This window comes from Avibacterium sp. 20-129 (assembly GCF_026226845.1).
Taxonomy (GTDB): domain Bacteria; phylum Pseudomonadota; class Gammaproteobacteria; order Enterobacterales; family Pasteurellaceae; genus Avibacterium.
The window spans coordinates 838253-849691 of sequence record NZ_JAKKOE010000001.1 but is presented as its reverse complement, the minus strand read 5'-3'; the positions used below and the strand labels follow the sequence as shown (position 1 = coordinate 849691).

Genomic DNA, 11439 nt, shown 5'->3' with positions numbered 1-11439 from the left:
GGAACTTCTTTCATTCTTATTAGTCTAAGTGAAAGCTTGGAAAGCTAATGGGAGCTTGCTCCCATTGGTATTGAATTTAAAAATTAATTTATTTTAAGGAAACTCAAAAATGAAAAAAGCTGTAAAATTAACCGCACTTTCTTTAGCGTTAGCATTAGGTTCATCCATTGCAATGGCGGAAGATAATATTGCCTTTGTAAATGTCGATTATTTATTTGCACATCATCCAGCACGTCAAGTTGAATTTAAAAAATTAGATGAGCAATTCAAAGCACCATCTGAAAAATTACAAGTTGAAGATAAAGCACTGCAAGATAAAAAAGCAGCATTTGAAAAAGAAATTGATGGTAAAGTGAAAGCATTAGATAAAGATGCACCAAAATTACGTCAAGCTGATATTAAAAAGCGTCAGGATGAAATTGCAAAATTAGCGCAAAAACGTGATGAAGAGTTTAAAAAATTAGTACAACAGCACCAAGAAAATATTGCTAAATTCCGTCAGGAAACACAAAAAGCAGAAATGGAAGTTGAACGTAAATTATTAACTGACATTCAAACTGCGACGACAACGGTGGCAAAAGCAAAAAACTACAGCGCCGTGCTTGATGAAAAAGTGGCAGTGTATGCAGCTGATGGCAAAAATATCACCGAAGAAGTATTAAAAGCAATTCCAGCTCCAGCACAGGCTAAATAATGCAAAAGTCTTATTCTCTTAAAGAATTAGCACAACAAATTGGCGCTACCATTCGTGGTAACGCCAATGTGCTTATTGATAGTATTGCTCCTCTTGACAAAGCACAGTCAAACCAACTCACCTTTATTTCAAATATTAAATTCCGTGATTTGCTTGCCCAATCCCACGCAGGGGTTTTAGTCGTGAGTCAAAATGATGTGGAGTTTTGTTCGCCTGAAAGCAATCTGCTTATTGTCAATGATCCTTATGTTGCTTATGCTGTGTTAGCGCAATATATGGATTCTACCCCTAAAGCCGCCACAGGTATTGCTGAAAGTGCGGTGATTTCATCCTCGGCAAAATTAGGTGAAAATGTTTCCATTGGCGCTAATGCGGTGATTGAAGATGAAGTTGAATTAGGTGATAACGTGGTTATCGGTGCAGGTTGCTTTATTGGCAAGGGCGCAAAAATTGGTGCAAACACCCAACTTTGGGCGAATGTAAACATCTATCACCAAGTACAAATTGGTGAACATTGCTTAATTCAATCTGGTGCAGTTATTGGCAGTGATGGTTTTGGCTATGCAAATGATAAAGGCCGCTGGATCAAGATCCCACAAACTGGCACAGTGATTATTGGTAACCACGTTGAAATTGGTGCTTGTACCTGTATTGACCGCGGCGCATTAGATGCCACGGTAATTGAAGATAATGTGATTATTGATAACCTTTGTCAAATTGCCCATAACGTACATATCGGCACTGGCACAGCGGTAGCAGGCGGTGTGATTATGGCGGGCAGCCTGAAAGTGGGACGCTATTGTCTCATTGGTGGCGCAAGTGTAATCAATGGTCATATGGAAATTGCAGACAAAGTGACCGTTACAGGAATGGGAATGGTAATGCGCCCAATTACCGAACCTGGTGTTTATTCTTCCGGCATTCCGTTACAGCCAAATAAAGAATGGCGAAAAACCGCTGCATTAACCTTAGACATTGATAAAATGAATAAGCGTTTAAAAGCGCTAGAAAAAAAGCTGAATAATGCTTAACTCATCTTTCAAACGTGCCACTTTATGTGGTGCGTTTTGTATTAAACGGTGAAATATCGTATAATCTGCGCCAATTTTATTTTCTATTATTTTTAAATTAAAAAGGTACGATTGTGACAACAGAACAAACCGCAAAAGTCATTGAAGCAAAAGAAATTATGACCTTACTTCCACACCGCTATCCCTTTTTATTAGTGGATCGTGTGACCGATTTTGAAGAAGGGAAATGGTTAAAAGCGATTAAAAACATCAGCGTTAATGAACCTTGTTTTACAGGGCATTTCCCGGGAGAACCAATTTTACCCGGCGTGTTAATTTTAGAAGCATTGGCACAGTCAATGGGCATTTTAGCGTTTAAAACTCACGAATTACAAGGTGGAGAATTGTTCTATTTCGCAGGTATTGATGATGCACGTTTTAAACGTCCAGTTTTACCGGGTGATCAAATGGAACTTTATGTTGAAGTGATCAAAGAACGCCGTGGTATTACGGCATTTACTGGTATCGCAACAGTAAATGGTGAAGTGGCTTGTGAAGCAAAATTAATGTGCGCTCGCAGATAACAAAATCAAGAAATTAAGAGGTCAATATGATCCATCCAAGTGCAAAAATTCACCCTTCAGCCATTATTGAGGAAGGCGCTAAAATTGGCGAAAACGTCGTCATTGGCCCATTTTGTATTATTGGTTCTGACGTTGAAATTGGCAGAGGCACAGTACTACATTCACATATTGTTGTGAATGGCGTCACTCAGATTGGTGAAGAGAATGAAATTTTCCAGTTTGCGAGCATTGGTGAGAAAAACCAAGATCTAAAATATCAAAATGAGCCAACCAAAACCATTATTGGTCATCGTAACCGCATCCGTGAAAGTGTTACTATTCATCGTGGCACAGTACAAGGTGGGGGCGTAACCCGTGTTGGTGATGATAACTTATTTATGATCAACGCCCATATTGCACACGATTGTAAAATCAAAAATCGTTGTATTCTTGCTAATAATGCCACCCTTGCAGGACACGTGGAACTAGATGATTTCGTGATTGTCGGTGGAATGTCAGCCATTCACCAATTTGTCATCATTGGCGCACACGTTATGCTTGGCGGTGGTTCAATGGTGAGCCAAGATGTTCCCCCTTATGTGATGGCACAAGGCAACCACGCACAGCCCTTTGGTGTGAATATTGAAGGCTTGAAACGCCGTGGCTTTGATAAGCCGACATTACACGCCATTCGTAATGTGTATAAATTGATTTATCGCAGTGGAAAAACCTTAGAAGAAGTGATGCCAGAAATTGAGCATTACGCCAAAACGGAAAGTGCGATTAGCTTTTTCCTTGATTTCTTCAAGCGTTCAACCCGTGGCATTATTCGCTAATTAAACGAACGATACCACCTATAAAAAGGTTAAAATTTTTTACCGCACTTTACTTATTGCCTAAGGTTTGCAATATAAAGTGCGGTTGTTTTTTATGAGAAAAGTATTAATGGAACAAGCAAAAGCATTTCCTACCATTGGCATTGTAGCAGGCGAAGTCTCTGGTGATATTTTGGGGGCAGGGTTAATACGCAGCCTGAAAATCCGTTATCCTAACGCACGTTTTATCGGCATTGCTGGCAAACAAATGTTGGCAGAAGGTTGTGAAACCTTGGTGGATATGGAAGAAATTGCTGTAATGGGCTTAGCCGAAGTAGTGAAACATTTACCACGCTTGCTGAAAATTCGCCGTCAGGTTATCAACAAAATGTTGCAAGAAAAACCCGATGTATTTATCGGCATTGATGCCCCTGACTTCAATCTTGACATTGAACTCAAACTCAAAGAACAAGGTATCAAAACCATTCATTATGTTAGCCCATCAGTATGGGCGTGGCGACAAAACCGCATTCACAAAATTGCACAAGCGACCAACCTTGTTCTCGCCTTCTTGCCTTTTGAAAAAGCCTTTTATGACCGCTTCAATGTACCTTGCCGTTTTATTGGACACACAATGGCAGATGCCATCGCCTTAAAACCTGATCGTCTTGTGGCTTGTCAAATGCTTAATATTGATCCACAGCAACGTTATCTGGCGATCCTTGTTGGCAGTCGTGGCGCGGAAGTGGAATTTCTTGCCGAACCGTTCTTACAAACGGCATTATTGCTGAAAGAACAGTATCCAGATGTACAATTTCTTGTTCCTTTAGTGAATGAAAAACGTCGCCAACAATTTGAACAAATTAAGGCGAAAGTCGCCCCTGATTTAGAAATGAGATTACTTGATGGACAAGCCCGTCAAGCAATGATCGCGGCACAAGCTACCTTATTAGCGTCAGGAACGGCAGCATTGGAGTGTATGCTATGTAAATCACCTATGGTCGTGGGCTACAAAATGAAGCCGATGACGTATATGCTAGCAAAACGTTTAGTGAAAACCCCTTATATTTCTTTACCTAACTTGTTAGCCAATGAAATGTTTGTACCAGAAATGATCCAGCAAGATTGCACGGCGGAAAAGCTGGTGGAAAAGCTAATCCCTTATTTTTCTACAGAAGAAAGTGCGGTACAAAATCGCCACAGTTTAGTGCAACATTTTATTGATCTACATAAAATAATCCAATGCGATGCGGACAAACAAGCTGCTGACGCGGTGATTGAATTATTGCAGGAGAATAAATAATGAGCGAATTTGTCTATCCTGATTACGAACTTATCGCAGGTGTCGATGAAGTGGGGCGTGGACCTTTAGTTGGCGCAGTGGTAACGGCTGCGGTGATTTTAGATCCTAATAATCCCATTGAAGGCTTAACCGACAGCAAGAAACTCTCTCATAAAAAACGTCTTGCCTTAGCGGAAGAAATTAAACAAAAAGCCAAAGCGTGGGCGCTAGGGCGGGCAGAACCAGAAGAAATTGATGAACTTAATATTTTGCACGCCACGATGTTGGCAATGCAACGTGCGGTAAATCAGCTTAATATTACACCGCACTTTGTATTAGTGGACGGCAACCGTATTCCCTCATTACCAATGCCCGCCCAAGCGGTGGTAAAAGGTGATAGTCTCGTGGCAGAAATCAGTGCGGCTTCCATTCTTGCCAAAGTTGCCCGTGATTTAGAAATGGAGGAACTGGATAAACGTTATCCTCAATATGCCTTTGCACAACATAAAGGCTATCCAACAAAATTACACTTAGAAAAACTCGCAGAACACGGCGTTTTACCCGAACACCGCCGAAGTTTTGCACCAGTAAGAAAACTTATTTTAGAATAAAAAGTTCGGTAGTTTTCAAAAAATAAAAAAATACTACCGCACTTTAAATTCCATTTAATACAAAATAGATTATGAACCATCGGACAATCCCCTTGTAAATTGTCCGAATGGAAATAAAATTTTTAGAAAAGTAACGCCTGAACACGGCATAGCAAGTATGGGCTTACTTTTTGTTAAGAAAATTTTATTGGAATGAGGAAAAGCAATTTAGCTGGGACGCTTTTCTTTGCTTACTTTCTTCTGCGGAAGGAAGAGAAAGTAAATCGCTCAACGCGCGAAACACGTTATATCAACAAAGAAAAACACAATCAGCTAAATAACTAAATATAATCAAAAAAACATTTATAAAAAACCTTAACCACGGAGATCTTGATGCCCACAATTACTAATATGCCACTTGCTAGCGTTGTGATCTTTCTCGCAATTGCTGTACTCTTGTTTATCCACAATAAAATCCGTATGGACGTCATTGCCCTATTAGTGATGCTCGCTTTTTGCTTAAGTGGTATTTTAACGGTGCAAGAAGTATTTGCAGGGTTTAGCGATCCAAATATTATTTTGATTGCATTACTTTTTATTGTTGGTGAAGCATTAGTTAGAACGGGCGTGGCGTATCAAGTCAGCGAGTGGTTGATGAAAGCGGCCAAAAATAGTGAAACTCGTGTGTTGATCTTAGTAATGTTAGCGGTAACCGGGTTAGGATCTTTTATGAGTTCCGTTGGTATTGTGGCGATTTTTATTCCTGTGGTGTTGGTGATTTGTCAGCAAATGAATATTTCCCCAAAACGTCTTATGATGCCTCTCAGTATGGCGGGGCTAATTAGTGGAATGATGACCTTAATCGCCACTGCCCCTAACTTGGTGATTAATGCCGAATTAATAAACTTAACCCACCAACGCTTTAATTTTTTCTCTTTTACACCGATTGGTATTGTGATTTTATTATTAGGCATTGTCTATATGCTTGTTGCACGTCATTGGTTAGGAACCTCTGAACAGGATGAAGAGGAAGGAGGAAGTCGTCATTCTATTCAAGATTTAATTAATGATTACCAACTGCATAACCGCACAAAACGTTTTGTCGTGAAAACAGGCTCGGATTTTATTGGGCAACCGTTGGAATCTTTACACTTACGTTCTAATTATGCATTAAATGTGCTAGCTATTGAGCGTTGGAAACGTTTTCGCCCAAGATTTCTTGCAGATTCATTAGGTAAAATTGAAATTCGTGAAAAAGATATTTTACTGATTGATTGCGCCGATCCTGAGTTAGATATCAATGAATTCTGCCAACAACATCAGTTAGAAGCCACAGAACTTCGCCCTTACTATTTTGAACAACAAGCAAAATTTATGGGAATGGTGGAAATTACCCCTATTCCAGATGGTGATTATCTAGGCAAAACAGTCGCCGATGTGGGTTTTCGTTCCCGTTTTGGTTTAAATGTGGTTGGCATTAAACGGAATAATGAGATTTTGACGGGAAGTTTGATCGAACAGCCATTAAAGATCGGAGATTTGCTGTTGGTGGTAGGATCGTGGAAATTGATCCACGCGATGCGTAATAAAACGAAAAGTTTTTTTGTATTGGATTACCCCGCAGAAATTGAGCGTGCAGCGCCCGCACAAAGCCAAGCACCCTATGCCATTTTATCTATTGTAACAATGGTAGCATTAATGGTAACAGGGCTTGTACCGAATGTGGTCGCGGCATTAATTGCTTGTTTAATGTTAGCGAAGTTCCGTTGCGTTGATGCGAAAAGTGCTTATGCTTCTATTCATTGGTCGAGCTTAATTTTAATTGTTGGAATGATGCCATTTTCTACCGCACTGCAAAAAACAGGTGGGATAAATTTAATCGTGGAGTTTATGATTAATACCGTAGGCGGAATGGGGAAACATTGGATTTTAATCAGCTTGTTTACGCTTACCGCCGTGATTGGTCTATTTATTTCCAATACGGCGACAGCCATTCTTATGGCGCCTATTGCGATTACTATGGCACAGCATTTACAGCTTTCACCATTACCTTTTGCAATGACGGTGGCGATTGCTTCTTCTGCTGCGTTTATGACCCCTATTTCTTCACCTGTCAATACGATGGTATTAGGGGCAGCGAAGTATAAGTTTGGTGATTTCGTAAAAATTGGTGTACCCTTTACGTTGTTGATTATGCTGACAAGTGTATTTTTAATTCCATTGTTATTTCCATTTTAAGAAGGAGAAATGATGAGTATTTATGATTTAAAGCCTCGATTTCAAAATTTATTGCGACCAAGTGTGATTAAATTGGAACAAAAAGGCGTCACAGCAAATCAAATTACCCTATTGGCTTGTGCTATTTCAATAATTTTAGGTCTATTTTTGACCGCACTTTCAACCGTAAATTGGTTATTCATTTTGCTTCCGATTTGGCTTTTTATTCGTATGGCATTTAATGCAATTGATGGAATGTTAGCCAGAGAATTTCAGCAAAAATCTCGTTTGGGTGGGTATTTGAATGAAATTACGGATGTGATTTCCGATGCCGCATTATATTTACCCTTTGCTTTTATTTCTCCTTTTGATCCTTTTGTGATTGGAATCATTATTTGGCTTGCTGCACTCACGGAATTTTGTGGAGTATTGGGGCAGATACATGGTAAAACACGCCGTTATGATGGACCTCTAGGCAAAAGTGATCGTGCATTCTTATTTGGTGGATTAGGTTTGATTTACACTTTTATGCCAACATTACCAAGTTGGTTTTATGGTATTGCTTGGCTTGTCGTTATCGGATTAATTTTAACCTGTGTGAAACGTGTAAAAGCGGGGCTTAATGAGGGAGCAAAATCAACACAAGATGATGAAAAGGAAAGAGCGGTGCAATTTCCGATAGAAAATAACGAAGTAGAAACACAGGAGAACAATAATGTTAGCTAAATTGATTGATTTTCTGTTATGCCGTTTAACCTCATTTCTTACCGGAGTACGTCCGGCAAAGAATATTGCTCTGCAATCTGTGGGTAAACCTCGATTGTATTATGCAAACCATAATAGCCACGGCGATTTTATTTTGGGTTTCTTTGCCTTATGAAGTCAGAAAAAACACCCGTCCAGTTGCGGGAGCTGATTATTGGCAAAAAGGGAGCATTCGTTCTTTTCTGGCGAAAAAAGTATTCAATATGCTCTTGATCGAACGCAATGGCAATGATCCTAAGGCAGTAACAGAGCAAATAAGCCAAGCATTAAAAAAGGATTCGCTGATTATCTTTCCTGAGGGAACGAGAAAAACAGATGATGATATGCTTATTCAGCCTTTTAAAAGCGGGCTATATTATTTGGCTAAAGATAACCCTGATGTAGATTTCATCCCTGTTTGGATAAGTAATACACATAATTTATTACCTAAAGGGTTTATTGTTCCAGTACCATTATTGTGCGATCTTTATTTAGGTGATCCTATCCATATTCAGCCAGAAGAAGATAAAACACACTTTTTATCCCGTGCTGAGCAAGCATTAGTTAATTTAAACCCAAAATATCAAGGAGAATAAAATGGAAATGTGGCATTTATTCTGGGGACTTATAGGCACCTTGCTTCTTGCTTCTGCAATTGGTTATAGTTTGAAGTGGAAAGTGGGTTTTTCTACCCCCCATACAGTCATTGATAACCTTAATCATCGTATTAATGCCTGGTGGGTAATGATTTTAATTATTTTTGCTGCCGCTTATTTAGGATTTTACGCCGTTTTACTGCTCTTCTTCCTTATCTCATTTACTGCATTACGTGAATTTTTATCCCTTATTGATATTCGGCGTGGTGATCATTTTGCGTTAGTTGCTTGTTTTTATCTGATTTTACCATTGCAATATTATTTCATTGCCATAGACTGGTTTAGTATGTTTACTATTTTTATTCCCGTGTATGGATTTCTATTTTTACCGATTTTATCTGCTTTATTAGGTGATCCATCAAAATTTCTAGACCGCTCAAGTAAAGTGCAATGGGCCGTTATGATTGCTATATTCTGTATTTCTCACATACCAGCCATATTAACCTTGAATATTGAAGGTTTTGAAGGAAAAAGTTTATTGTTAATGATTTTCTTAATTCTTATTGTGCAAGCCAGCGATGTATTACAATATATATGGGGAAAATTATGTGGTAAACATAAAATCGCCCCCACGTTATCACCTTCTAAAACAGTTGAAGGCTTTGTGGGTGGTGTATTTAGTGCCTCAATTTTAGGTGGCTTACTGGCTTGGCTCACCCCATTTACCGTAGTACAAGCGGTATTGATTAGTTTCATTATTTGTCTAATGGGATTTTTAGGTGGATTAGTGATGTCGGCAATGAAACGCAGTATGGGCGTGAAGGACTGGGGAAATATGATTAGTGGACACGGCGGAATGTTGGATCGTATGGATAGCCTTTGTTTTGCAGCCCCTGTCTTTTTCCATATTGTGAGATATTATTGGATTTAATAAAAGAAAAAAGAGGAAAAAATGACCGCACTTTTAAAAATTGGTTTAGTCTCCGTCTCTGATCGAGCATCGCAAGGGGTTTATACGGATCAAGGTATTCCTGAATTAAAGAAATGGCTAGAGCAAGCATTGGTTGAGCCTTTTGGGGTAGAAACTCGTTTAATTCCTGATGAACAGCCAATTATTGAACAGACATTATGTGAATTAGTGGATAAGCATCATTGTCATCTTGTATTAACCACAGGGGGAACCGGTCCTGCTAAACGTGATGTTACCCCTGATGCCACACTGGCAATAGCCGATCGTGAAATGCCGGGATTCGGTGAACAAATGCGCCAAGTGAGCTTGCATTTTGTCCCGACCGCGATTTTATCGCGACAAGTTGGCGTAATTCGTAAAAATAGTTTAATTTTAAACTTACCGGGACAACCGAAAGCCATCAAAGAAACCCTTGAGGGAGTGAAAGATGAGCAAGGTAATGTATTAGTGAAAGGCATTTTTTCCGCAGTGCCATATTGTTTACAATTAATTGATGGTATTTATATTGAGACAAAACCTGAAATTATTACCAGTTTTAGACCTAAATCCGCACGACGCGAAAAATAATTAAGTGAGGTAACTTATGAAAAAAATTGAAGCAATTATCAAACCATTCAAACTCGATGATGTCCGTGAAGCCTTATCAGATATTGGCATTACAGGAATGACAGTAACAGAAGTACGTGGTTTTGGACGACAAAAAGGGCATACCGAGCTTTATCGAGGTGCGGAATATATGGTGGATTTTCTGCCAAAAGTAAAAATGGAAATGGTCATTTCTGATGACGTAGTGGAGCAGTGTATTCAGGCGATTATGGAAACCGCACAAACAGGCAAAATTGGTGATGGTAAAATTTTTGTCTATGACGTAGAGCGCGTAATCCGAATTCGCACGGGTGAGGAAAACGAGGAAGCCGTATAATGGATAAGCGTTTGCCGATCAGCCAATTATTAATGGCATTGTCTGCCTTGGTAGTCATTCTGGCTGGGGTGAAATTGGCAGGGGAAATTGTTGTCCCATTTTTACTTTCCTTATTTATCGCCATTATTTGCTCACCTGTGGTGAAGTTTATGACCAAACGTAAACTACCACATTGGTTGGCGCTAAGTTTACTGTTTTTAATGATTTTGACAGTGTTTTTCTTTCTTGTTAGCTTAATTAATAGTACAGCGAGAGAATTCACTCAATCGATCCCACAATACCGCGTATTACTTTCACAACGACTCAACGATCTTGCGACAATCACGCAAGGTTTACATTTACCTGTGAGAGATTTACAGCAACAAATTATGGATCATTTTGATCCCGCAATGATAATGAACTTTGCCAGCGGATTTTTGCTGAGTTTCTCAGGCGTAGTAACCAACGTATTTGTGCTATTTTTAGTGGTACTGTTTATGTTGTTAGAAGCCCCCACGGCTAAACATAAATTTGCAGTGGCATTTAGCAAACCTAACCAAGTGGCACAATACGAAGGTTATATTGATCGCATTTTGCAAGGCGTAATGGATTATCTTGGTGTGAAAACCTTTACCAGCTTTTTAACGGGCTTAAGCGTATTTATTTTGCTGAAAATTTTTGGCGTGCAATATGCCATTTTATGGGCAACACTCAGCTTTCTACTTAATTATGTGCCAAATATTGGCTCAATTATTGCAGCCATTCCCATTATTGTACAAGCGTTATTACTCAATGGCTTTTTCGCGGGAATTGGCGTTACCATTGGGGTTATCAGCCTAAATATGATCATCGGCAATGTGCTTGAACCAAGAATGATGGGGAAAACTCTCGGGCTTTCTACCCTTGTCGTGTTTCTCTCCCTTTTATTCTGGGGCTGGTTGCTGGGCTCAGTGGGAATGTTCCTTTCTGTTCCCCTCACAATGGTACTAAAAATCGCCCTCGAAGCCAGCCCAGATACGGTGAAGTATGCTGCGTTACTTGGGGAAACGAAGTAATT

General features: G+C 39.5%; 12 protein-coding genes and 1 pseudogene. All 13 read left to right on the top strand.

All coding sequences use genetic code 11. From position 1 onward, the window contains the following. The first annotated feature begins 109 nt into the window (after positions 1-109). The 13 genes and pseudogenes from L5B90_RS03970 to L5B90_RS03910 all read left to right on the top strand — a co-directional run bounded on the left by L5B90_RS03970 (position 110) and on the right by L5B90_RS03910 (position 11437). On the top strand, positions 110-694 hold the full coding sequence (locus tag L5B90_RS03970; RefSeq protein ID WP_250364210.1) for an OmpH family outer membrane protein: 585 nt from the start codon (positions 110-112) through the stop codon (positions 692-694). Further along, complete coding sequence (gene lpxD, locus L5B90_RS03965; protein ID WP_265762200.1) at positions 694-1725, top strand: UDP-3-O-(3-hydroxymyristoyl)glucosamine N-acyltransferase; 1032 nt, start codon at positions 694-696, stop codon at positions 1723-1725. Before L5B90_RS03970 ends, lpxD begins: the two co-directional genes overlap by 1 nt. A 113-nt stretch (positions 1726-1838) precedes the next feature. Then, positions 1839-2288 carry a 3-hydroxyacyl-ACP dehydratase FabZ gene (gene fabZ, locus L5B90_RS03960; RefSeq protein ID WP_017807062.1) on the top strand — a complete coding sequence of 150 codons (450 nt, stop codon included), beginning with the start codon at positions 1839-1841 and terminating at the stop codon, positions 2286-2288. Positions 2289-2314: 26 nt separating this feature from the next. Further along, a complete protein-coding gene (lpxA, locus tag L5B90_RS03955) occupies positions 2315-3103 on the top strand; it encodes an acyl-ACP--UDP-N-acetylglucosamine O-acyltransferase (RefSeq protein ID WP_265762199.1) in 789 nt (262 codons plus the stop codon). A 94-nt stretch (positions 3104-3197) separates the two neighbouring features. Further along, positions 3198-4385 carry a lipid-A-disaccharide synthase gene (gene lpxB / locus L5B90_RS03950; RefSeq protein ID WP_265762198.1) on the top strand — a complete coding sequence of 396 codons (1188 nt, stop codon included), beginning with the start codon at positions 3198-3200 and terminating at the stop codon, positions 4383-4385. Further along, on the top strand, positions 4385-4975 hold the full coding sequence (rnhB, locus tag L5B90_RS03945) for a ribonuclease HII (RefSeq protein WP_268738959.1): 591 nt from the start codon (positions 4385-4387) through the stop codon (positions 4973-4975). The genes lpxB and rnhB overlap by 1 nt, the downstream gene beginning before the upstream one ends. 372 nt (positions 4976-5347) lie before the next feature. Beyond that, positions 5348-7192, top strand: coding sequence for an SLC13 family permease (locus L5B90_RS03940; RefSeq protein ID WP_265762197.1), 1845 nt, complete (start codon positions 5348-5350; stop codon positions 7190-7192). Positions 7193-7204: 12 nt separating this feature from the next. Further along, complete coding sequence (locus tag L5B90_RS03935; RefSeq protein ID WP_265762549.1) at positions 7205-7897, top strand: CDP-alcohol phosphatidyltransferase family protein; 693 nt, start codon at positions 7205-7207, stop codon at positions 7895-7897. Next, a pseudogene (locus L5B90_RS03930) lies at positions 7887-8511 on the top strand (lysophospholipid acyltransferase family protein). The gene L5B90_RS03935 and the pseudogene L5B90_RS03930 overlap by 11 nt, the downstream one beginning before the upstream one ends. A gap of 1 nt (position 8512) precedes the next feature. Next, positions 8513-9442, top strand: a complete 930-nt coding sequence (locus tag L5B90_RS03925; RefSeq protein WP_265762196.1) for a phosphatidate cytidylyltransferase — start codon at positions 8513-8515, stop codon at positions 9440-9442. A 21-nt stretch (positions 9443-9463) separates the two neighbouring features. Then, positions 9464-10048 carry a molybdopterin adenylyltransferase gene (mog, locus tag L5B90_RS03920; protein WP_265762195.1) on the top strand — a complete coding sequence of 195 codons (585 nt, stop codon included), beginning with the start codon at positions 9464-9466 and terminating at the stop codon, positions 10046-10048. A gap of 16 nt (positions 10049-10064) precedes the next feature. Beyond that, entirely contained in the window at positions 10065-10403 is a 339-nt protein-coding gene (gene glnB / locus L5B90_RS03915; protein ID WP_250350772.1) for a nitrogen regulatory protein P-II, read from the top strand. After that, positions 10403-11437 carry an AI-2E family transporter gene (locus L5B90_RS03910; protein ID WP_265762194.1) on the top strand — a complete coding sequence of 345 codons (1035 nt, stop codon included), beginning with the start codon at positions 10403-10405 and terminating at the stop codon, positions 11435-11437. The genes glnB and L5B90_RS03910 overlap by 1 nt, the downstream gene beginning before the upstream one ends. Positions 11438-11439: the final 2 nt, after the last annotated feature.

Bases quoted from the DNA above. Each gene is read 5' to 3' on its own strand.
- L5B90_RS03910 (WP_265762194.1), top strand. From the start codon at position 10,403: ATGGATAAGCGTTTGCCGATCAGCCAATTATTAATGGCATTGTCTGCC.
- rnhB (WP_268738959.1), top strand. From the start codon at position 4,385: ATGAGCGAATTTGTCTATCCTGATTACGAACTTATCGCAGGTGTCGAT.
- glnB (WP_250350772.1), top strand. From the start codon at position 10,065: ATGAAAAAAATTGAAGCAATTATCAAACCATTCAAACTCGATGATGTC.
- L5B90_RS03970 (WP_250364210.1), top strand. From the start codon at position 110: ATGAAAAAAGCTGTAAAATTAACCGCACTTTCTTTAGCGTTAGCATTA.
- lpxA (WP_265762199.1), top strand. From the start codon at position 2,315: ATGATCCATCCAAGTGCAAAAATTCACCCTTCAGCCATTATTGAGGAA.
- mog (WP_265762195.1), top strand. From the start codon at position 9,464: ATGACCGCACTTTTAAAAATTGGTTTAGTCTCCGTCTCTGATCGAGCA.
- L5B90_RS03940 (WP_265762197.1), top strand. From the start codon at position 5,348: ATGCCCACAATTACTAATATGCCACTTGCTAGCGTTGTGATCTTTCTC.
- lpxB (WP_265762198.1), top strand. From the start codon at position 3,198: ATGAGAAAAGTATTAATGGAACAAGCAAAAGCATTTCCTACCATTGGC.
- L5B90_RS03935 (WP_265762549.1), top strand. From the start codon at position 7,205: ATGAGTATTTATGATTTAAAGCCTCGATTTCAAAATTTATTGCGACCA.
- lpxD (WP_265762200.1), top strand. From the start codon at position 694: ATGCAAAAGTCTTATTCTCTTAAAGAATTAGCACAACAAATTGGCGCT.
- L5B90_RS03925 (WP_265762196.1), top strand. From the start codon at position 8,513: ATGGAAATGTGGCATTTATTCTGGGGACTTATAGGCACCTTGCTTCTT.